A 23,937-nucleotide genomic window follows, 5' to 3' on the forward strand; every position below is an offset into this window, starting at 1 on the left:
GCTCCAATAAAATAGCGGCCTACTGCTATAAAAGCTGTAGACCGCTATTTGCTTTTTGCTGCACGTGTTACTGCCGTACAAGTGTGCGACGCAACGGCAGTTTCATTCTTATTGAACTGCCAGGCTAATAATTATTCCTTTACCCCATCAAACTTAAAGCCCATGGCTTCCATTTGCATTTTGGTTACTTTTTTCTTTTCGTCGCGGATAAAGAATATCGTGGCTTTACCACCAGCATCAAATTTATCGGCCTCTTCCATTGGGGTAATGGCACCACCCTGCTCACCGGCTTTCATCATTAATTTTCCATCCTGTAAGGTTATTTCAATAAAGGGAAATGGCAATCCCGTCATAGTATATTTTCCTACAAAATCATTTAAATCAACTTTGGGTACTACCGGCGCTGCATTTTGGGTAGCAGCACCATCCCCGGCTGTTTTAAATGTGGTGTTTAATACAATCATCAGCGAAGCGCCCATTTTGGCTTTTGGATTGGTAAATACCAGATAAATATCGTGTACCCCCTCAGTAGGCGTTACAGATAATGAAACCGGGGTACCACTAAAACTTAATGGGCCACCGGCATCGCCAATAAAATCTGTTTTTCCCAACAGCTTTCCATTAGGCGCATCCATATGCAATTCAATCACACCGCCTTCAGCATTTAACTGTGCTTTTGGGGCCATAGCACTAAATTGTATACTGCTGATGGCAGTTAGATCAATTTGCTTAAGGCTGATATAGCTACCATTTTTGGAAGGTATTATAAAGTTATTGCCACCAAAACTCATTTTGGTTGCATCTACCAACTCATCATATTTGGTGGGGTTAATGCTTGGGTTACGCAACGTAAAGGTTTCTTCGGTACTTACACCGGGCAGGCCATTTGCCCCACGATCGGTATACGCTGCACGGAAAATATATACCCCCTGGCCTTTATCGGCGGCAGGTGGTTTGGTGGTATAGCTACCTTCTGCAGGCAGGGATTTTACCTTTGGTTTTGGCTGCGAAAGACTCAGGATATATTTGATCATCTCAGCAGCATCCTCAGTAGATAATTGTGGATGGGCCGCCATGGGTACATCGCCCCAAACGCCCTTACCACCCGCAATGATTTTTTTGGTAAGCTTTTCCAATGCCGTACTACTACCCTTGTATTTTACTGATACATTAAAATAAGATGGACCAATAGATTTTTTATAATCTGCATGGCAGGACCGGCAATCACTGGCGGTAATTAGTTTTAAACCTTTGGTAACATTGGGCGCTGCCGCTGCCTGCTCTGCAGTGCGGTGGCCCTGTATAATTTCGGCTTTATCAAAACCTTCGGGCAGGTAATCGATACTTACCACTACCTGTGCCGGTTTTATTTTACCATTGGCGGTAGAGCCATCTTCTTTGTCTTTTACATTTACCTTGTAGTTATAGGTTTGATTGGGTACATAAAAGCTTTTATTGGCTTTGCCCATATCAAATGCAACCACCGGAGGTTCGTTGCCGGCGGTTAATTCCATTGACTGAACAGAAATGGCACCCTTACTGTCTTTTACCGTTAAGGTTGCTTTATATACCCCCGCCTTAGCCAGGGTAAGTGCAGCATCGGGCCCGTTGATGGTTTTGGTGTACCCATTTTTTGAGGTGATTTTCCAGGAATAAGTTAATGTATCCCCATCAGCATCTTTTGTACCTTTTGAAGAAATATTTACTGCAAAAGGAATGGCGCCACTCATTTTATCTGCCGCTACCTGAATAGCAGGTTTACGGTTGCCGCCATTGTATTCGATGCGTATTAACCTTGCATCATCATTTGCAGTAAACCAGCCTGAACCATATTCCAGCATATATAAATCGCCATTATCGGCAAACTCCATATCCATTGGGTTGCTGAATTTGTAGCTGGGCATAAATCTTTCCATAGATACATAGTTGCCCTCCTTATCCAGGGTTACGGCCATTATCCAGCCGCGCATCCATTCATAAATCAATAATTTGCCATCGTAATATTTTGGAAAAGCTGCTGCAGCATTTTTAAAATCACTGGAATGAAACACCGGACCAGCCATCGCTGTTCTGCCACCATTACCCACTAAAGGAAACTCTTTCGACTCGCCGTAAGGATACCAGATAAAGGCTTTTTGTGCCGGTGGCAATATTTTTTTACCCGTATTATTGGGTGAATTATTATCGGGTTTGGCAGGGTCGAATTTTGGACCTGATGTATTGGTAGCAAAATCGTAATGATTATATGCTTTGTTATCGCCCACAAAATAAGGCCATCCAAAATTACCTGCGGCTCTGGCTTGTCCTATTTCATCCTGTGCGGCCGGACCTTTTAATGAATCAGGATCGTTTGAATCGGGCCCTACTTCGCCCCAATATACAAAGGCAGATGCCTTATCAACTGAAATACGGAATGGGTTTCTATTACCCATCACAAAAATTTCTGGTCGGGTAAGTGGTTCGCCTTTGGGGAAAAGATTGCCCTCAGGTATAGTATAAGTACCATTGGGCTGTGGTGTAATGCGGATAATTTTTCCACGCAGGTCATTGGTATTGGCAGATGATTTTTGAGCATCCCATGGCGATCTTCCCTGGCGCTCATCAATTGGCGCATACGCAGTTGCCCTGGGGCTGGTATTGTCGCCGGTTGACAAATACAGGTTGCCTTTCCCATCCCAGGCGATGGAGCCGCCTGTATGGCAGCATTGTTCCCTTTGGGTAGCTACTTCCAGTATTACTTTTTTAGATGCCATATCCAGTACATCGCCCTTCAGCGTATAACGCGTTAAAATATTTTGCGACTTGGCAGGATCGGAATAGTACAAATAAATCCAGTGATTGGTAGCAAAATTGGGGTCTTTATTCAAACCCAGCAATCCATCTTCTGCTTCAGATTCCTTGCCATCCTTATCCTTATATTTGGTGCTTACGGCAATAGTAGCAATGGTTTTAAGTTGTTTGGTTTTGGTATTATAGAGTTTTACAGCGCCCTTTCTTTCAATAAATAAAACGCGGCCATCATTTAGCACGGTTAACTCCATGGGCTCATTTAGCTTTTCGGCCAATACCACTTTTGCAAAACGATTTTCTTCAGGTTTGGCTTTAGTGAAATCCAATGCAGCCGGTGCATCGCCACCCATGGCATAATGCAAACCTGCCCACAAATGATTTAAAAAAAGTGGTTCAGTAAATGTTTCATCGGTATGGCCCATATTGGTATAAAAAGAACGACCACCATCAAAATCGTGGTACCAGCTCATTGGGTGATTATCACCGTTTTTTCCACCCTGATAAGAGCTTTCATCAATCTTTATCAATGCATGTATAGATGGATCGATTTGTTTAAAACTATAAAATTCATCGGTGCGTTCAAATTCATCGGGCATACCCTTGGTGGCAAAACTGTTTTTATCTGCCAAATAAAATTTACCCTTTTGAATATTGTTGGGCATCGGATGGTCTAAAAACCAGGCACCTACCAATTTGCCATACCAGGGCCAGTTGTATTCACAATCTGCCGCAGCATGAATGCCCAAAAAGCCGCCACCCGCTTGAATATATCTTTCAAATTCCTGCTGTTGTTCATCGTTCAAAACATCGCCGGTAGTGCTAAGAAATAGAACTGCCTTGTATTGCTTCAGGTTGGCAGCTACAAACATTGTAGCGTCCTCAGTAAAATCTATGGCAAAACCTTTTTCTGCAGCCATTTTTGTAAGGGCAGTTTTACCCGCACCTATTGATGCATGGCGAAAACCCTCTGTTTTAGAAAACACCAGCACACGCTGTGTTTGGGCGTATAACATGCTGCTGCCAAACAAGAAAAGTAGCAATGCAATCGTAAGCATTCTTGCAGTTGGCACAACCGCAGGTAATTGTTTCATAATTCTGATTTTAAAGTTTCTGTGTTGGTTTTAATAACTGTTTTTGGGCCAGAGGCCAGTAAATATATGTAGCTTTTCTTGCGTCGCACTCTTGTGCGGCTGGTTCATTATTGGTCAAAGTAATCGTTTAAAAAAGTTGCTGCTAAAGTATCAACATTTTGCGGGATAAATGAGCAGGCTCTGCAAACTATTTATTCAATAATGATCCTGTTTTTTTGTGTTCAAGTTTTTTTTCTCCAAGAATCAGCTGTTGTATCACTCACTTGTACCTCTTGCACCATATTGAACAGGAAGTACAAGAGTGCGACGCAAGTAAAGTTGAGAAAAGCACTAACAGTTTGGCTCATAAAAAATTCAGCTTGCACCTTTATTTATTATTTTACCACTACCCTAACACGACCAAGATTTTTTATGAGCGTATAAGGTGTTTTCTTATCGCCCTGCCGTTGAGAAGCTATTCTTACCGTAGGAAAATAAGTTCCGGGCTTACTAAAGGCATAAGTGGTCTTCAACGTTACACGGGAAGCTATTTTACTATCAACAATTAATTTCCCTTCAACCCCAAACGTACCTGCGCCTTCAAAATCCCATGCGGCGCTTACTACCTTGCCTGTGTTTGGCGGAAGGTCTATTAACGCAGTAAAAACAACGGGCTTATTTATGTTAACTACAGTGCTTTCGTTGCCATTTGCTTTTATTGTTACAGTTGGCTGAATGCCTTTTCGTTCTGCTGCATTTGCAGGCACAACAATTTGCCCATCGATTAATTTATAACTGGTATTTGCAGGTGGAGGAATTCCTTTTTCAACCCATGCGCTTAAATCAAGCAGTGCTTGTTGTAGCACTCCAAGATAGCTTACGAGATGGCCCGGGTCGCCGGGTATAACATAATCTGCATGATTAGCATGATCAGTAAACCAGATTCTTAAATGCGCATCGGTGCTGTCACCAAAGTACTCCTGCACTTTTGTGCGATACCAGTCCTGCTGCCAGGGAAAGGCTTCGCTATCCCATAAAGATCCCAGTAAGATTACCTTACCTTTAAACTTGCCCGATGGCAATACACCAGAAGCTGCTTTGGTAAACAATGGCCCCAATAACATAGGGCGCTGCGGATAAATGGACTTACCTGTTGAATCACGAAACTGATCCCATACATGATATTCTTTACCGGGTACCTGATGCCGGTGATAAGTTTGTGCAGCAAGAAAATCTGAATTGTCGAGCAGCACTTCATCGCCCACTTTTATTTGTGCAAGCACTTTTATATCGCTGTTGCTAAAAATTATTTTATCGCCAGAGATATTCGATACAAACAATTTCTTACCAGCAGCAGCGCCACTTTTTATGAAAAGATCACCGCCCAAAAAATTAGCTGCCGGCAATTTATCTTCCAATTGAAAAGCTACTGGCATACCACCTGCTGCCCCACCAATACTTTTCCAGGCAGCATCGGCTGTACCACGGGACTGGCCTGCATTTTCAGCAGGAGGCAATTCAAATTTCTCAGCAAGATCAGCAGTTATGATTGTCTTTATTTTGCTGCTTTGCTGAATACGTGCTTTGTGTACTGAATTTGCAGGATCAGCACCAAGATAACCGGGCACCAACCAGAAATCTTTAAAATATTTTGCATCTGCCATTGCAACACCGGGATACAGCACAGGGAAAGCATGCAAACCCATTGTTTTGTACGCGAACCATGCTTTAGATGGGAAACCCATTTTGGTAACTTCTGTTAATACTTGTTTTTCTTCATCATTTAGGCCGGCGTAAATATCTCCACCGCCCGGTTCAATTGCATTAACTATTTCAGGGAATTTATCCTGCAATATACGCATAGCATGTATACGCACCGTAAATACATTGGGTATTGCCATGGGCGAGCCAAGTACATAAGGTACTGCACCATCCCAAACACCATCAGTATTTTCCAGTCCGCCAATGGTACGGTATGCTCCACCACTGCCACCGAAAGCATACCCATAAATATGATTTTTCGTGTTGTACATTTTAGCTGCCACAACCCGTGAAAATTGAGCACAGGCAGCATTCGCACGGTAAGCGCCAATAGTGGCATCAATACCAGAACCTGGCATACCGGTACCATATTTTCCACCGCCATTGCTTTCTATAAAGTAAGCACCGCTTGTAATAGAGAAGCCAATCTTATCACCTTCACCATTTGCACCCTGAGATAGATTTTCATTGTCGGGTACAGGGGTGATGTATTGAAAAAAGTGCCCCTGGTATTTTTCTTTTGCAGGAAAGTAAAATGAGAAACGGGTATCTGTTCCCGTAAATCCGCCATGTATATAATGATGACGAACAGGTGTATCCCGCCACTCATCTATATCTACATAAGGTGTTTTGAACATAGTGTCTTTGATGGTAAAGCTTTTTACTAGCTCATCATTTATTTGTGCCAAATTGGTTTGGGCATAAGTGATGGAAGAGCAAAGGACAAACAGAATAAGTAAGCCTTTACGAAGATTTGAAAATAACATGTTGCTATGTTTAATTGATAGTAAAAGAATAAATAGTATTGTACCCGGCATTAGATTATCTATCTGGCATCGTTGTGTCACTCACTTGTACGCATTGTTTATTATTGAGCTGAACGTACAAGAGTGCGACGCAAGTAAAGCTGAGAAAAGTACTAACAGTTTGGCTCATAAAAAGCTATGGTACACTATTGATCACCACCTTTACTACACCATTTTTAAGTCCTTTTGCACTTGCGGTAAGCGTTGCGGTACCCGCTTTTCCATTAGGCCTTACAATTGCCAACCCTCTGCCCTGATATACTATTTTATGAGGTTGCTGAAAGCTGGAGGCATCATCAAAACTTCCGTTGCCCACACCTGCTATGGTGGCATTACCTGTAAGCGAATAGGTAATTTCTATATCATCAATATTGGGCACTACATTGCCCTTTTCATCTACAATCGCTGCACTTATAAAAGCAAGATCATTGGTGGTGGCGTGAATGGTATTTCTGTCTGCAATTAAACGTATTGCCACCGGCTTGCCTGCTGTTGACAAAGTGCTTGATCCTGTTAACTTATCGCCATCATAACTTTTGGCCACCAGTGTACCTGGCTGATAGATGATTTCAAAACTGGCGGTAATACTGGTATCCGGCAGGGTTTGTTCTGCAATAATTTTTCCGTTGAGTTCCAGTTTTACCAGCTTACTTCTGGTGTATACATGCACAAGCATTTTTTTGCCTTCCTGCCCCGGCCATGTCCATGAAGTTAATTCATCAGGAAATCCCCAGGGGGCCACTACTTCCTGCACACCATCAGTCATCGGGCGATGCACCAACAATTCTACCGGGCTTCTTTTCCATACTACATCCTGATAGTAAGATGCTGCTTTTTTATTACCAATCAAATCCAAATCGCCACAATAAGCATTAAATACCGGCCAGCTTGCTTTGTAGAACAAACCCATGCGGATTAGCCCAATTGGCAGTTTTCTGTTTGCAGGCACCTGAATAGGTCTGCCAATACCTGCTTCGCCAATATAATCCATGGCTGTCCACTTAAAGCTGCCCAACAAGTAAGGATTTTTTAACGAGTACTCATAATTTTCCAGCGCACTTTGTGGGGTGTATTCTGTTACAATAAAAGTTTTTTGCGGATGCTTTGCATGCTCTGTTTCAAAGCGGTGGGCAGTGGCACTGTCGCGAACAAAATATTTTGACTGATTTTCTAAAAAATAATTGTAGCCATCTATGTCCAGTTGCAACAGGTGGGGCTCAAAATCTTCCCATGGTTTTTTGGTATAACCCGGCAAGTAGGCAATACCAGCAGTTACAGGTCTGGCAGCATCAAGTTGGCGTACTTCGTTTGCCAGCATTTTTGCCAGGCGGTAGCCGGCAGTATCTGGTGCTTCATAAATTTCATTTCCAATGCTCCACATAATCACCGAAGGATGATTGCGGTCTCTTAATACAATGGCATCCAAATCCTTTTCCCACCACTGGTCGAAATTCAAGTGGTAGTCCTGCGGATTTTTGGATAGCTCCCACATATCAAAGGCTTCATCTAAAACAAGCATCCCAAGCCGGTCGCAGGCATCCAGTAATTGTTGTGATGGCGGGTTGTGGCTTAACCTTAGCGCATTATAACCCAGTTGTTTTAATAGTTCTATTTTACGTTCTTCTGCCCGGTCTATGGCGGCGGCACCCAATGGACCGTTATCGTGATGAATACAGCCACCTTTCAATATTACCCGTTGGCCATTTAGCAGAAAGCCACTGGCAGCATCAAAGCGAATGCTTCTTATTCCAAACCTGTTTTCAACACGATCGATGACGGTGTTACCTGATTTTATTTCAGTAACCAGTTTATATAATGCAGGGTTTTCCAGCGACCATAAAAGCGGGTTGGATAGGAAAATATGTTGTGAATCTGTATTTGATGTATTTGCAGCAAACACTAAAGGTTTATGCGTTTGAGCAACTGTTTTACCTGAAGGAGAAAGAATGGTTGTTATAAGGCTATAATTGCCTTCAATATTATGTTCGTTATTAAGGGTTGATTGTATTTGAATGGTAGCACTATTTTTAGATACTACAGGGGTAGTAACCCGTACGCCCCATACCGCCACATGCACTGGCGCTGTAACCGTTAACCATACATGCCGGTAAATGCCCGAACCACTGTACCAGCGGGAATTCTTTCCTTCATTTTGTACTTTAACGGCTAATATATTTTCCTGACCGGCAGGTTTTAGATAAGGGGTTAAATCATAATAAAAAGGCGTATACCCATAGGGATGATTGCCCAGCAAATGACCATTTAACCAAACATCCGAGTTCATATACACGCCATCAAAATGTATGGTAAACAGTTTTTTTTCATCTGCTTTTGTGGTGGTAAAATGCTTTCTATACCAGCCTGTGCCACCTACTGTAAAACCAGTGGCAGATTGCCCGATACTGCTTTTGCTAAATGGACCAATCATATTGCCGGTAGTTTGATTGGGCAGGTCTTCTATACTCCAATCGTGGGGAAGCTTTACGGTTCTCCATGTCAAATCATTAAAACCCGGGGAGTCTGCATTTACCACGCTATCTTTTGAAAAACGCCAATTGTCGTCAAATGGGCGGATACGCGATTGCGCAGACACTTTGATAGTTGTAATCAAAAAACAAAATGACAAAAAAACAAACAGCATTTTCTTATTCATACGATTCATATTGATACTATTTTTTGTGTGTACAAGCTGTGGTTATTTTGGCGTCAGCGGTTGTTATGTATTTGCTGCTTTGCCTCGCAAATAACTCACTTGCACGCCTGGCACACGAATGAGCAGCAATCAAAAGCCTGCCCCGGATTCCACCCCGGGGTAAACCATACTAATTAAGACAGATAAATACTATTGCCTCTCTAAAAAAAATTATTGAAACGGGGAATAATATTGAAAATCCCAAATACCAAAATACATAGGGAATTACCGGATAGCGCTGTAAAAAAGCATAGAATAGGGCAACAAAAATGCTGCCCTATTCCTGTTTATTTAGAAACAACAGGCACTTTAACACGATCAGCTTCTGCATCAAACATGCTCATTAGGCTACCTGTTGCATGGTCGTCATCCTTCCTGGTTAAAACCAGGTTTACATCATAACCCTGTGCAGTAAAATAAAGGGTTACCTCGTTGTCTTTTAATTCAACACTCGTAATTTTCGCAATCTCTCCGCCGGTGGTATCCTGTACTACACCAGCAATAGAATCGTTACGGTTTTCAAGCAAAAAGATCATTTTGGTATCGCCTTGTGGCAAACCCTTAATTAATACACTCCATTTGCCATTAAAATACTCCGCTCCTGATTTTGATTGTGCTGTGGCTGTAAATGAGATAGCAATAAATAAAATTGCAAAGAAAATTGAACTTAACTTTTTCATGTTTTACCTGATTTTGAATGTTTATGTATTTGTATTAGTGACTCAATTGTATTTAAATAAAAAACTTTATGTCAATTTCCGCAACAATTTTGACCTGAGTTTAATGAGCAGTTGTATGTTTTATTCAGGCAATTCATCTTATCCCAAATGCTTATAAAAATCCTTCAGGCAAACAAGCGTACAGAAAAATATTTTACGAATATAGTATCTATTGTATCAAAATGATACAATAATGCCTAATTTTATTTTTTTTAAGGAAAAAAGCGCATTCATATACAGAAAGGAAGAGAGAGTTTACAGTAAATTGCATTTGAAATGACTAAGATAGATATCATCAGCGACGCGGCATTAAAAAATGGGATCAGGCAATTTCTGGAAACCGCACCGGATATTTATATGGCCGGGGTTTCGGTTGACACGGTAATTTTCGGGTTTCATCATGATAAATTAAAAGTATTGCTGCTACGTTTTGGCAATACACCTTATTTTGTTTTGCCCGGAGGATATATTAAAAAAGAAGAAGACCTGGATGATGCAGCTTTACGCATTTTACAGGAAAGAACCGAATTACAGAATATTTATCTGGAACAGTTTTACACATCAGGCAATATAAGTCGCTCAAATGAAAAGGTGGCTGTTGAATTAGCATTTAAGATGATTGGCACTATTCCCAACAGTAATTGGTTTGGGCAACGCTTTGTTTCAGTTTGCTATTATGCATTGGTTGATGATACCAAAGTAAACCCAGTAACGGAAGCTTTTTTTACGGAGGTGAAATGGTTTGATATCAACAAACTCCCCAGGGTATTATACGACCATGATAACATCATTCAAAAAGCATTGAAAAGATTACAGGCGGATCTTGACGAAAAATTAGCGGCTTTTAATTTATTGGGTGAAACATTTACCATGCTTGAACTACAAAAGCTATATGAAAGTGTTTACCAGAAAAAATTGGTGCGCACCAATTTTCAGCGAAAAATGCTGAGCCTGGGCGTATTGGAAAGACTGGAAAAACAATATAATGGCAAAAGCCATAAAGCCCCCTATTTATACCGGTTTGCACAAACTGTATAAAAAAATCTGCTGCCTTATACTTGCATTTGCTAAAAACGGGTAATATTAAAATGCCCAACAACGCTTGCCGCCCATTGCCCCGAACCACGAAGTGAGTGACACAACTGGAGCCTCCTCTGTAGGCATAGCTGGTACCCCAAAAATGGCTTTACACAATCATGATGATGTGGGGTTGTTTGAAAATCGTAACTATTGCTTTGAATTTCGTTATATAAAAACCGGTAAGTAGAATTGCTTTGCAGCTTATATTTTAAATAAGCTTTATGAAGTATTGCATTAAAAAGCACCTGCTGTTGTTGGCCTTTGTAAGTATTGCTTTTTGCTCCTATTCACAAAACAATGATAGCACCAAAAGTATTACACATATGTCAGGTGCTATAGGTGTAACCAATAATGGCATTTCGATTGTGCCATCCTTTTCATTGGATAAGCCTGCTGTACAGTTCAATGCTTCGGTGGGTAAAAAACGACTTAGTTTTGATCCGGATATTCGGTTTTCACTTGCCGGCAAACCATGGTCGATGCTTTTTTGGGGCCGTTATAAAGTAGTTACAGGCAGTAAATTTAATATGAATGTGGGTGCCCATTTAGGACTCAATTTTAAAACTTCGCCCCTGGCGATTAACGGAGATACCAGCACTACTACTGTTACCAGAAGGTATTTGGCCAGCGAAATTTTCCCCAGGTATTCCATAACAAAAAATATTAGTGTGGGTGTTTATTATCTGTACTCTCATGGGTTAGACGCAGGTACCATAGGCAACACACATTTTGTTACCCTGAATACCAATTTTTCGCATATTAAAATAAATGATCAATATTTTTTGAGGTTTAACCCGCAACTATATTATTTACAACTGGATGCACAGGCGGGTGTTTATTTTACATCTACCCTTACGGCCGGCAAAAAGAATTGTCCGTTTACGGTTTCTTCTACTATTAATAAAATTATTCACACCACCATCCCAGGGAAAAATTTTGTATGGAATGCCAGCCTGACTTATGCGTTTAATAATAATTATGTGAAACAATAGCTTGTCTCATGAAATCAGTAAGTTTGTGGGAGATGAGAACGATTGAAACCATAGAAGAATTTTACAAAAACAAATTCGATTGGATCCCCGAAAATATCAAAAACGATATCGGGCATTTCAATGTGTTTCACCATGAAATACTGGAGCCCGGCAAACCCAGGATACTGCCCTATAAAAGAAGGGATTTTTATAAGATTATGCTGGTAGAGGGTGATATTACTATCAACTATGCCGATCAGGTGGTAGCAGTAAAAAAGCAGGCACTCTATTTTTCTAATCCGCAAATACCCTATAACTGCGAACAGATAGAAAAAATAAAAACTGGGGTTTATTGCATTTTTAATCAACATTTCTTCCATCAGTTTGGCGATTTAAATCAGTACGCCGTTTTTCAACCCGCCGGCAACCATGTGTTTGAATTAACCGATGCACAAGCCAAACAGGTGATTGTGATTTATAAAAAGATGTTTGAAGAAATTAAATCGGATTATGTTCACAAATACGATGTGTTGCGTAACCTGGTATTTGAACTGCTGCATTTTGCCCTAAAAATGCAACCAACCATACAAACCAGCAAACAGCAAACCAGTGCTTCGCAACGGATATCTACCCTATTTATGGAATTATTGGAACGGCAGTTTCCCATTGATGAAAACCATACTTCGGTTTGCCTCCGTTCTGCATCCGATTTTGCCCGCCAGTTGAATGTACATGTAAACCACCTGAACCGGGCGGTAAAAGAAATTTCTGCCAAAACTACTTCTCAGGTAATAGCGGAGCGGATACTGCAGGAATCGAAAGTGCTGCTAAAGCATAGCACCTGGTCAGTATCAGAAATTGCCTATGCGCTGGGTTTTAACGAACTCACCCATTTTAATAATTTCTTTAAAAAGCATGTAGCATTAAGCCCGCTTAAATTCAGGAACCTATAAATTGAACCAGTACCTTTCGGTTTACCAAAACCTACATCTTTCACATATAAAAACACCTCGCCTTCCCGGGTATGATGCGCTTCTTCCTAATTAACATTTAGACCAATAGCTATCCCTGTACCCAAACATCCACCTGCCCTTTACCAGTAAAAAATAAATGGCGCATGAAATAATTGTAAATAAAACACTTATTTTTAGCATCATAATTTTTAACGATGAAAAAAGGTATACTGGCCTTTATACTTTTGCCGGCACTTATTTGCCATGCCCAAACAAAACAAGCACTAAAACTTTGGTACAATACTCCCGCAGGTGCTACCTGGGAAAATGCTTTACCTATTGGCAATGGCCGGTTGGGTGCCATGTTGTATGGCAATGTAGATACAGAAACTATTCAGTTGAATGAACACACCCTTTGGAGCGGAAGCCCCAACCGGAATGACAATCCTTTTACAAAAGATTCACTGGCCATTATACGAAAACTCATATTTGATGGTAAGCAAAAAGAAGCAGAGCAAATGGCTAACCGGGTAATACTGAGCCAACAATCTCATGGGCAAATGTTTGAACCAGCCGGTGAGCTGCACCTGGTATTTGATGGCCATACCCATTATAGCGATTATTACCGCGAACTGGATATTGACAGGGCCATCACAAAAACGACTTACACCATTGGAGATATCAGTTATACCCGTGAAACCCTGGCCTCCTTGCCAGATGGGGTAATTGTGATGCACTTAACTGCCAGTAAACCGGGCAGTATTTCCTTTACTGCATTGTACACTTCCCCACAACCTAAGGTAACCGTAAACACAACCGCTGCACAACAACTCAATTTTTCCGGCACCACCATCGATCATGAAGGCGTAAAAGGCCTGTTGAAATACAAAGGCATTGTACAGTTTAAAACGGCGGGTGGCAGTATATCTTATACAGATACCTCGGTATTGGTAAAGCAGGCAAATGAGGTTACCATCTATATTTCTATTGCCACCAATTTTAATACTTACAACGACATCAGTGGCAATGAAAATGAACGGGCAGCCAGCTTATTAGCCAAAGCGGTAAACAAATCATTTGCTGCCATTCAGCAGGCACATGTGGCGGCATACCAGCAATATTTCCATCGGGTAAAGCTGGATCTTGGAATGGCCACATCAAATAATATTCCTACAGACCAGCAATTGAAAAATTTTACCAGTACCAACGATCCACACCTGGTTACACTCTATTATCAGTATGGGCGTTATTTGTTAATCTCTTCCTCTCAACCGGGCGGGCAACCCGCCAACCTACAGGGCATATGGAATAATAAGCTATATCCGCCATGGGATAGCAAATACACCATCAATATCAATGCAGAAATGAATTACTGGCCCGCCGAAAAAACAAATCTTCCCGAACTGCATCAGCCCTTTCTGAAACTGGTGGAAGAAATGGCAGTTACCGGACAGGCAACAGCAAAAAACATGTATGGTACCAGGGGCTGGATGGCCCACCACAACACCGATATTTGGCGTACCACAGGCGCTGTGGATGGCGCATTCTGGGGTATATGGTTGAATGGCGGCGGGTGGACAAGCCAGCATCTTTGGGAACATTATTTATACAATGGCAATCAATCCTACTTAGCATCCGTATATCCGGCACTTAAGGGTGCAGCCTTTTTTTATGCGGACTTTTTGATAGAGCACCCCACCTGGCACTGGCTGGTTTTATGCCCTGATATGTCGCCGGAAAATGCACCTGCTGCCCACGACGGTTCCTCTTTGGATGCGGGTGTTACCATGAGCAACCAGATTGTGTTTGATGTATTCTCCAACGTAATTCAAGCCGCCCAAATTTTACATAAAGATGCTGCCTTTATTGATACCTTAAAACAATTACGCAGTCGACTGGCGCCCATGCATATTGGTCAATACGGGCAATTACAGGAGTGGCTGGATGATATAGACGACCCCAATGATCATCACCGCCATATATCCCATCTGTATGGCTTATTTCCATCCAACCAAATATCGCCCTACCGCACACCCGAATTATATAGTGCTGCCAAAAACACTTTATTACAGCGTGGTGATGTATCAACCGGTTGGAGCATGGGATGGAAAGTAAACTGGTGGGCAAAAATGCTGGATGGCAACCATGCCTACAAACTCATCCAAAACCAGCTTACGCCAGTAGGTACCAATGAAGGCGGCGGTGGCACCTACAATAATTTATTTGATGCCCATGCGCCCTTTCAAATAGATGGCAATTTTGGTTGCACTTCGGGTATTACCGAAATGCTGTTGCAAAGCAGCGATGGCACACTGGACCTGTTGCCTGCCTTGCCCGATGTATGGAAAAATGGTAGTATTAGCGGTTTACGTGCCAGAGGTGGTTTTGAAATTGTACATCTGGAATGGAAAAATGGCAGTCTGGTAAAAGCCATCATCAAATCTACACTGGGTGGCAATCTGCGGTTGCGGGTGCCCAACCTAATAAAGCTGAACAATGGAATTGCATTACACAAAGCAGTGGGAGAAAATGCCAATAGTTTTTATCAGGTAGAAAAAATACCTGCACCTATTATTTCAGCCAAAGCCAACATTCAGCAGCCGGAATTGAGTAACACATTTGTGTATGATATAGCCACAGCACCAGGAAAAATATACACGTTTACAGCACAATAGTTTTAATGATTGCCTAAGCATGGGTACTGCTATCATCGTTCCTTGTGTCACTCACTTGTACGCCTTGTTCAATAGGGAGCTAAACGTACAAGAGTGCGACGCAAGGATGCTTAATAAAAGTGCTATTGCCGGGTTCATACAATAAAAACAACCAACTATGAAACAATTTTTATTTCTTTTATCAGTTACGCTGTTGGCCATAAATGGCATGGCACAGCCCGTTGAAAAGCAGGCGCCAAAAGGGTTTGATTCGATACAGCAAAACATAATTCATGGAGCAATCGACACCATTATCTACGAATCTAAAACGGTTGGCACCAAAAGAAGAGCGATTATTTATACACCGCCCGGCTTTTCAAAAAAAATAAAATACCCTGTGTTGTATTTGTTACACGGCATTGGAGGCGATGAAAAAGAATGGCTTAACGGTGGCACTCCGCAGGTGATTATGGATAATTTATATGCACAGGGCAAAGTGCAACCCATGATTATTGTAATGCCCAATGGCCGGGCCATGAAAGACGATCGTGCAATAGGCAATGTTTTTGATAGTGCCAAAGTGCAGGCATTTGCCAATTTTGAAAAAGATTTACTAAATGACCTGATTCCCTATATTGAAAAGAAATACCCGGTGTATACTGACCGTGAACATCGTGCCATTGCAGGCTTGTCGATGGGTGGCGGGCAATCACTCAATTTTGGTTTAGGCAACCTGGACAAATTTGCATGGGTAGGTGGTTTTTCCAGTGCGCCAAATACCAAAACACCCGAAGTGCTGGTACCTGATGCAGCAAAAGCAACACAGCAATTGAAATTATTATGGATCTCCTGCGGTGATGCTGACGGGTTAATTGGTTTTAGTAAAAGAACACATGATTACCTACAGAAAAATGATGTACCCCATATTTATTATATTGAGCCAGGGGTACACGATTTTAAAGTTTGGAAGAATGGCTTATATATGTACTCTCAATTTTTATTCAAGCCGGTGGATGCAACCACATTTCCGCAATACACTGTTTTAGGAACACCAGCAGCTACTAATGTGCGTTCTGCCAAATATCCGCAGCTATTACCAGATAACCGGGTAGCATTTCGTATAAAAGCACCCGAGGCACAAAAAGTCCAAATTGATTTGGGCAGGAAATATGATATGATACAGGACACCGGCGGTTACTGGACAGTTACTACAGATATTATTAGCGAAGGCTTTCATTATTATTCTTTACTGATAGATGGCGTGGCGCTGGCAGACCCTTCCAGTCAAACATATTATGGCATGGGCAGAATGGCAAGTGGCATAGAAATACCTGCTAAAGGAGATGATTTTTATGCAGTAACAGAGGTGCCACATGGCGATGTAAGAATTAAGAAATATTATTCTACCGTAACCCGGTCATGGCGCGACATGTATATTTATACGCCACCAGGATATGATGCCAACACCAGTGAAAAATACCCGGTGCTTTATATTCTGCATGGTGGTGGCGAAGACCAGACAGGATGGGCAACACAGGGGAAAACAGATCTTATTTTAGATAACCTTATTGCCGATAAAAAAGCAACACCCATGCTTATTGTTATGCCCGATGCCAATATTGGCCTGGGTGGTTTTACAAGTGAAGGCATAGAAAATTCGGAGCGGATGTTTGAAGCTGAATTGAAGCAGGTGATTATGCCATTCGTTGAAAAAAATTACCGTGTATTATCCGATGCGAAAAGCCGTGCACTGGCAGGTTTATCAATGGGTGGCTTGCATACATTATACACCGGTATCAACAATACAGATTTGTTTGCGCATCTGGGTGTATTTAGTTCGGGCTGGATAAAACCAATGCTGGATAAACAGGCAGACAAACAATATGATTATATGCAAAAAAATACCGCAGCCATTAACAGCCACCTGAAAACATTCTGGATTGCCATGGGTGGCAAAGAAGATATTGCTTACAATAACTGCCAGATAATGCTGGCCAAATTAGATGCGCTGGGTATTAAGCATACTTATTATGAATACCCGGGTGGACATACCTGGCCGGTATGGCGAAAAGATTTGTATGAATTTGCTCCGTTATTGTTTAAGTAATTGTAATTAGCCCTACAACCAGCAAGGCAAAGTTTACTGCAGCTTATGAACAAGCAAAATGTACCAGTCAGCAGAAAATATTGATGAATAGTAACATAATAAAGAGGATCACCATTTAAATTTTTATTGATGCAAAAGAAATTTATGAAAAAAATGTTGGGAGTTGTGGGATTTATGGGTTGTGCGGTTTTAAGTGGGTACGCCCAGCAAACAACACTTACACTGGATATAAACAAACCCGGCGCTGATGTTAGCCCAATGTTATATGGATTAATGACTGAAGAAATTAACCATTCTTATGATGGTGGTTTATACGCTGAGCTTATCCGCAACCGTATTTTTAAAGACAATAAAAAAATACCGGATGGATGGAGCCTGGTAAAAGATAATGCAGCTGATACTGCCAACATAAAACTGATGGCCACCTCTGAGGAATATGTTCCTTATGATGAAAGAAAGCATGCCATTAACGGCTCACTTACTACCTGCCTTAGACTAACTGTTGAAAAAGCTTCAGGCAGGGTTGGTATTGCCAATGAAGGTTATTGGGGAATACCCGTAACACCAGCTACTGCATACAAAGCATCATTCTATTTAAAAGGTACGGAGCGCAGCGAACCATTTCGCTGGCCCTGGGAACCCAAACCTAACACTCCGCCACTTGCCGATATTCCGAATAACACACCCGGACCAATTACTGTTTCAATCGAAAGCAAGGATGGGAAAACGGTATATGCATCGGGCACCATCCAACTTGAAAAAAGTATGTATTGGAAAAAGTATGAATTAACGTTAACAACAGCCGGTAATATACAGCCCACAAAAGATGCCCGTTTTGTTATTTCGACTGACCGCACCGGCTTGTATTACTTTAATCTTGTTTCCTTATTTCCGCCAACCTTTAACAATCGGGAAAATGGCAACAGGCAGGACCTGATGCAGATGCTGGTTGATATGAAGCCAAAATTCCTGCGTTTCCCTGGCGGTAATTATTTAGAAGGGCCATTGATCACAGATGCCTTTCCCTGGAAAACAACTTTGGGGATGTTGGAAAACAGGCCTGGGCACAATGGCTCATGGGGCTACCGCGCTTCTGATGGAATGGGCTTGCTTGAGTTTTTGGAATGGTGTGAGGATATGGGTGCTGAACCGTTATTAGGTTTATATGCAGGTTATTCTTTACAAGGCGATCATGTGGATTCGGGTCCATTATTAAAGACATATATTGATGATGCCCTGGACGAGATTGAATATGTTACCGGTGATGCCAATACTTACTGGGGCGCCAAACGTATTGCTGACGGGCATCCTGCACCCTTTAAACTTACCTATGTGGAAATTGGCAATGAAGACTGGTTCGACAGAAGCAACAGCTACGACGGCAGGTTTAAACAATTCAGGGAAGCCATTGAGGCAAAGTATCCAAACCTAATCTGTATTTCTACCATACCGGCAACACAATACCCTTCTATGAGCGTGAAAGGTAAAGAAGCGGCAGTAGTAGATGAACATTATTACCGCAACGCCTGGGATATGTGGGAGAACGCATCGCAGTATGATACCTATGACAGAAAGGGCCCTAAAATTTTTGTGGGTGAATGGGCAACCCGCGAAGGCATACCAACAACAAATTTGAATGCTGCATTTGGAGATGCAGCCTGGATGACGGGCATGGAGCGAAATTCAGACTTAATTATCATGTCCTGTTATGCTCCCTTGTTTGTAAACGTTAGTAAAGATTCAGCAACGGGCACAAGGGCCTGGCAGTGGGATTCTGACCTGATTGGTTATGATGCGCTAAACAGTTATGGTTCCCCTTCTTATTACGTGCAAAAATTATTTAATCTATATCTTGGCAATAAAATTGTGCCGGCTACATTTGAAAACGTGCCGCTTCAAAACAAGCCACTTTCCAAAACTGATAGTGCAGAAGGTAAAAAACCTGTCTCTGCTCCCACCCTGTTTTATTCGGCCACAAGAAATGATGCAACCGGAATTATTTATTTAAAAATAGTAAATGCATCAGCTAAAAAACAAAACATAAAAATCAATCTTAAATGTGTTGCTACCATTGAGCCGGAAGCAACAATGATTGTAATAAAAGGGAATCAACCCGATGATACAAATACCATCATGAACCGCGAAAATATACTTCCGGTAACTTCAACCATAAAAGGTATTAAAACATCTTTTACAAAAACAATCGATCCATATTCGGTTAACATTATTGAGTTAAAAACAGGTAAATAAAATGGAGGACGAAAAACATCTTGTTTTATTTCAATCATCGCATAGCAGCTTTTACTTAATACTTCCACTCATGAAAAAGCATATCATTTTTATTTTGTTACTGCTGCCAATAAGCATGTTGGCACAAACGGGTTATTTGGTTACCATCAATTCAACAAAGGAACCTGTTGCTGCCGGAAAATTTGAGCCTAGCTGGCAATCATTATCACAATACAAAATACCCGAATGGTTTGCGAATGCAAAATTTGGTATTTGGGCACACTGGGGGCCACAGTGCCAGCCTGGACAAGGCGATTGGTATGCCCGTTGGATGTATGAGCCCGGAAGCAGACAATATAAATGGCAAACTGAACATTATGGGCATCCTTCGGTGGCCGGTTTTAAGGAAGTCATCAACAGCTGGAAAGCTGAAAACTGGAATCCTGAAAAATTAGTAGCCTTGTATAAGCGTGCCGGAGCACAATATTTTTTTGCGATGGCAAACCATCATGATAATGTGGATATGTGGGACAGCAAATACCAGGAATGGAATACAGTAAATGTTGGTCCGCATAAAGATATTCTTACAGGCTGGGCCAATGCAGCTAAAGCAAACAACCTGCCATTTGGACTAAGTGTGCATGCAGCACATGCATGGACATGGTACGAAACCGCACAGCATGCCGATACCTCAGGTAATTTAAAGGGAGTATCTTATGATGGAAAACTCACCAAAGCTGATGGCAAAGGCCAATGGTGGGAAGGGATAGATATTCAGGAACTATATGCCCAAAATCATCCCTTAAGCAGTAACAGCAATAATATTTATGCCATTCATAGTCAATGGGATTGGACCAATGGGGCATCTATTCCATCTCAGGAATATTGTGACAAATTCTATAACCGTACTATTGACCTTATTAATCAGTTTCATCCAGACTTATTATATTTTGATGATACCGGACTTCCATTGTATCCCATCAGCGATGCGGGTTTAAAAATTGCGGCGCATTATTATAACAGTAATATGGCTTTACATAACGGCAATCTGGAAGCGGTGCTTTTTGGTAAAATACTTACTGATGCGCAAAAAAAATGTATGGTTTGGGATGTAGAAAGAGGTGCCCCGGATCAAATTCAGCCAGACCATTGGCAAACCTGTTCCTGTATTGGCGACTGGCATTATAATACCGCTATTTATGAAAACAACTCGTACAAATCTGCAAAAAGTGTAATACACCAGCTGATAGATGTTGTAAGTAAAAACGGTAACCTGCTTTTAAATATACCCGTAAAAGGCGATGGCACTATTGATGATAAAGAAATAAAAATACTGGAAGAAATTGCCACATGGATGGAAATTAACAAAGAAAGTATTTTCAATACCCATCCATGGAAAATATTTGGAGAAGGCCCGTCTGCTGAGGCGGCTAACCCTATCAATGCACAGGGTTTTAATGAAGGCAAAACAAAATACACATCAAAAGATATTCGCTTTAACCAGCAAGGCAATGTATTATATGTCACAATTATGGGGCTACCCGATGCAGACATCATCATAAAAAGCCTTGGCAAAACTGTCATGCAAAACCGCATCCTCTCAATTGAAATGTTAGGTAGTAATGCCCCTATCAAATGGGAACAAACCACATCGGGTTTGCACATTAAAAAACCTGCAGGTGCAGCCAATCCTATTGCTACTGTGTTCAAAATCAAAATGAGTAAAACCTTGTAAGTGTTTCTACCATCAGGTAGTATATAACTAAAGAGCTATTGCGTTACAATAAACGAATACAGGGCTTATTTGCGGCTAAAGCAATTCTTGCATATATATTGTTTTGCAGGCCTAAATACCATCGTTGATATAATTGTTTTAAACCAAGCAGATGAACATGAAAAAAATATTTATTGCCTTAATTATATTGATATTTCCCGGGGTAATTGTATACGGACAGGTGAATGCACCAAAGCCTTATGGCCCCTTACCTTCAGCTAATCAGTTACGCTGGCAGCAAATGGAATATTATGCTTTTGTACACTTTTCTGTAAACACCTATACGGACATGTCTTGGGGTTTTGGCAATGAAGACCCCAACATATTTAACCCTTCGCAGTTAGATTGTATGCAGTGGGCACGCATTTGTAAAGAAGCTGGCATGAAAGGAATTATCATCACTGCCAAACACCACAGCGGGTTTTGTCTATGGCCTTCTAAGTATACTGAGTACTCTGTAAAAAACTGTCCGTGGAAAAATGGCAAAGGCGACATAGTACGGGAAATGTCGGATGCATGTAAAGCCTATGGGCTGAAACTCGGCATTTATCTTTCCCCATGGGACAGAAACAGTGCAGATTATGGTAAGCCTGAATATATTACTTACTTCCGTAATCAATTAAGAGAATTACTTACCAACTACGGCGATATTTTTGAAATTTGGTTTGATGGTGCCAATGGTGGTTCAGGTTATTATGGTGGTGCCAATGAAACGAGAAAAATAGATGCAAAAACTTATTACGATTGGGCGAACACTTATAAAATGATCAGGGAACTGCAACCCAATATTGTGATCTGGAATGATGGCGGCGACAGGGCGGATTTACGTTGGGTGGGTACAGAAGCTGGTTATATAGGAGAAACCAACTGGAGTCTATTAAACAAAACAGGAGATGTGCCCGAAGAGATGCTACGACATGGCGTGGAGAATGGCAATGCATGGGTACCGGGTGAAGTGAATACCTCTATAAGACCAGAATGGTTTTATCATCCAAAAGAAGACGGGAAAGTAAAAACATTGCCACAACTGATGGATATTTATTATAATTCAGTTGGAAGGAATGCGACTTTACTGATGAATTTCCCCATTATGCCAAATGGCTTGATTAACGAAAAGGACGAAAAGGCAGCACTTGATTTTGCGCATGCAGTAAAAGCCGCATTTGCCATTAATCTGGCAAAAAATGCACCAGCAAAAGCTACGAATGTACGTAGCAAAAATGCCATCTATAATGCCAGCAAAGTGACAGATGGCAATAAAAACAGTTACTGGTCAACAGATGATAGTATCAAATCGGCATCCATAACAATTGATTTTGGAAAAGCTGTTTCTTTCAACAGATTTCTGGTACAGGAATATATAGCCCTCGGGCAAAGGGTAAAAGCTTTTAGCATTGAAGCATGGGTAAAAGGCGAATGGAAATTACTCGATAAACAAACCACCATCGGGTATAAACGCATTCTACGTTTTCCCACTGTTTCCTCTACCAAATTAAGGTTTACCGTTTTGGATGCAAAAGCCTGTCCGCTTATTACCAATATGGAAGTATATAAGGCACCACAGATCTTAACGCCACCCATAATAATTCGTGAGCAATCTGGTAAAGTACGCATCATTCCAGCCGATCCTGAATCGGACATATTTTATACACTGGATGGCAGTATACCAACAAGAAATGCAGGCAGATATACAGGGCTTATAGAAACGGGTAATGGGAAAGCTGAAGTAAAAGCAATGGCATACAATGCGGTTACAGGCAAAAGCAGCACCGTAACTATTGAGCATTTTGATATTTCAAAAAAGCAATGGAAAATACTGGGAACAGCAGATAGCAATGTCTATGCCATTATGGATGGTTTGGAAAGCACCTCCTGGCATCAACAGCAAAACACCACAGCACCTGTTGACCTGATCATTGATTTGGGGCAAACGGAAAAACTTGCTGGTTTCAGGTATTTGCCCGACCAAAACTGGTGGGCAAGTGATATTGTTACCAACTATGCATTTTATATTTCCAACGACAATAATCAGTGGCAACTTGTAGCCTCCGGAGAGTTTGCTAATATTAAAAACAATCCGCTTTGGCAAACCAACATGTTCAAACCAATTAATGCACGTTATATAAAGTTGAGTGCCTTACATAATATACAAAACAATAATGCTGCAGGCTATGCCGAAATAGATATTATTACTGAATAGCTTTGAACGTATGATGATATGTATTACCAGATAAAGCAACAGTTAAAACAACAAATATAGCATGGCATGTATGAGATGAAATAAATGCACCAATACATCCATTTACATGCAGTAATTGAAAATTGTTGCCA

At 41.3% G+C, this 23,937-nt stretch carries 12 protein-coding genes; 8 read left to right on the forward strand and 4 right to left on the reverse strand.

Annotated elements, in window-relative coordinates; all coding sequences use genetic code 11:
• Window positions 1-131 precede the first annotated feature (131 nt).
• The 4 genes from GD597_RS21025 to GD597_RS21040 form a co-directional block, all read right to left on the reverse strand.
• On the reverse strand, window positions 132-3,881 hold the full coding sequence (locus tag GD597_RS21025) for a ThuA domain-containing protein (protein WP_171609894.1): 3,750 nt from the start codon (window positions 3,879-3,881) through the stop codon (window positions 132-134).
• 374 nt (window positions 3,882-4,255) lie between these two features.
• Window positions 4,256-6,388 (reverse strand): hypothetical protein, encoded by a 2,133-nt coding sequence (locus GD597_RS21030; RefSeq protein ID WP_216368646.1) that lies wholly within the window; start codon window positions 6,386-6,388, stop codon window positions 4,256-4,258.
• Between the two features lie 175 nt (window positions 6,389-6,563).
• Window positions 6,564-9,089, reverse strand: coding sequence for a glycoside hydrolase family 2 TIM barrel-domain containing protein (locus GD597_RS21035; protein ID WP_171609895.1), 2,526 nt, complete (start codon window positions 9,087-9,089; stop codon window positions 6,564-6,566).
• A gap of 317 nt (window positions 9,090-9,406) precedes the next feature.
• Window positions 9,407-9,799 (reverse strand): hypothetical protein, encoded by a 393-nt coding sequence (locus tag GD597_RS21040; RefSeq protein ID WP_171609896.1) that lies wholly within the window; start codon window positions 9,797-9,799, stop codon window positions 9,407-9,409.
• Window positions 9,800-10,114: 315 nt separating this feature from the next.
• Here GD597_RS21040 and GD597_RS21045 point away from each other — a divergent pair, with 315 nt between their 5' ends.
• The 8 genes from GD597_RS21045 to GD597_RS21080 all read left to right on the forward strand — a co-directional run bounded on the left by GD597_RS21045 (window position 10,115) and on the right by GD597_RS21080 (window position 23,806).
• Window positions 10,115-10,876 (forward strand): NUDIX hydrolase, encoded by a 762-nt coding sequence (locus tag GD597_RS21045; protein WP_171609897.1) that lies wholly within the window; start codon window positions 10,115-10,117, stop codon window positions 10,874-10,876.
• Between the two features lie 263 nt (window positions 10,877-11,139).
• Window positions 11,140-11,910, forward strand: coding sequence for a hypothetical protein (locus tag GD597_RS21050; protein WP_171609898.1), 771 nt, complete (start codon window positions 11,140-11,142; stop codon window positions 11,908-11,910).
• 8 nt (window positions 11,911-11,918) lie between these two features.
• The gene (locus GD597_RS21055; protein WP_235954385.1) at window positions 11,919-12,842 is read left to right on the forward strand and encodes a helix-turn-helix domain-containing protein; all 924 of its coding nucleotides are present in this window, start codon (window positions 11,919-11,921) and stop codon (window positions 12,840-12,842) included.
• 215 nt (window positions 12,843-13,057) lie between these two features.
• A complete protein-coding gene (locus tag GD597_RS21060) occupies window positions 13,058-15,517 on the forward strand; it encodes a glycoside hydrolase family 95 protein (RefSeq protein ID WP_171609899.1) in 2,460 nt (819 codons plus the stop codon).
• A 157-nt stretch (window positions 15,518-15,674) separates the two neighbouring features.
• Window positions 15,675-17,603 carry an alpha/beta hydrolase gene (locus tag GD597_RS21065; protein WP_171609900.1) on the forward strand — a complete coding sequence of 643 codons (1,929 nt, stop codon included), beginning with the start codon at window positions 15,675-15,677 and terminating at the stop codon, window positions 17,601-17,603.
• Between the two features lie 144 nt (window positions 17,604-17,747).
• Window positions 17,748-19,853, forward strand: coding sequence for an alpha-L-arabinofuranosidase C-terminal domain-containing protein (locus tag GD597_RS21070; protein ID WP_235954386.1), 2,106 nt, complete (start codon window positions 17,748-17,750; stop codon window positions 19,851-19,853).
• Window positions 19,854-19,923: 70 nt separating this feature from the next.
• On the forward strand, window positions 19,924-21,567 hold the full coding sequence (locus GD597_RS21075; protein ID WP_171609902.1) for an alpha-L-fucosidase: 1,644 nt from the start codon (window positions 19,924-19,926) through the stop codon (window positions 21,565-21,567).
• A gap of 157 nt (window positions 21,568-21,724) precedes the next feature.
• Complete coding sequence (locus GD597_RS21080) at window positions 21,725-23,806, forward strand: alpha-L-fucosidase (protein WP_235954387.1); 2,082 nt, start codon at window positions 21,725-21,727, stop codon at window positions 23,804-23,806.
• The last annotated feature ends 131 nt before the right edge of the window (window positions 23,807-23,937 follow it).

This window comes from Limnovirga soli, assembly GCF_013106755.1.
Lineage (GTDB): Bacteria > Bacteroidota > Bacteroidia > Chitinophagales > Chitinophagaceae > Limnovirga > Limnovirga soli.

Excerpts from the sequence above, each read along its gene's own strand:
- GD597_RS21025 (WP_171609894.1), bottom strand. The coding sequence starts at position 3,881 with ATGAAACAATTACCTGCGGTTGTGCCAACTGCAAGAATGCTTACGATT.
- GD597_RS21030 (WP_216368646.1), bottom strand. The coding sequence starts at position 6,388 with ATGTTATTTTCAAATCTTCGTAAAGGCTTACTTATTCTGTTTGTCCTT.
- GD597_RS21035 (WP_171609895.1), bottom strand. The coding sequence starts at position 9,089 with ATGAATCGTATGAATAAGAAAATGCTGTTTGTTTTTTTGTCATTTTGT.
- GD597_RS21040 (WP_171609896.1), bottom strand. The coding sequence starts at position 9,799 with ATGAAAAAGTTAAGTTCAATTTTCTTTGCAATTTTATTTATTGCTATC.
- GD597_RS21045 (WP_171609897.1), top strand. The coding sequence starts at position 10,115 with ATGACTAAGATAGATATCATCAGCGACGCGGCATTAAAAAATGGGATC.
- GD597_RS21050 (WP_171609898.1), top strand. The coding sequence starts at position 11,140 with ATGAAGTATTGCATTAAAAAGCACCTGCTGTTGTTGGCCTTTGTAAGT.
- GD597_RS21055 (WP_235954385.1), top strand. The coding sequence starts at position 11,919 with ATGAAATCAGTAAGTTTGTGGGAGATGAGAACGATTGAAACCATAGAA.
- GD597_RS21060 (WP_171609899.1), top strand. The coding sequence starts at position 13,058 with ATGAAAAAAGGTATACTGGCCTTTATACTTTTGCCGGCACTTATTTGC.
- GD597_RS21065 (WP_171609900.1), top strand. The coding sequence starts at position 15,675 with ATGAAACAATTTTTATTTCTTTTATCAGTTACGCTGTTGGCCATAAAT.
- GD597_RS21070 (WP_235954386.1), top strand. The coding sequence starts at position 17,748 with ATGAAAAAAATGTTGGGAGTTGTGGGATTTATGGGTTGTGCGGTTTTA.
- GD597_RS21075 (WP_171609902.1), top strand. The coding sequence starts at position 19,924 with ATGAAAAAGCATATCATTTTTATTTTGTTACTGCTGCCAATAAGCATG.
- GD597_RS21080 (WP_235954387.1), top strand. The coding sequence starts at position 21,725 with ATGAAAAAAATATTTATTGCCTTAATTATATTGATATTTCCCGGGGTA.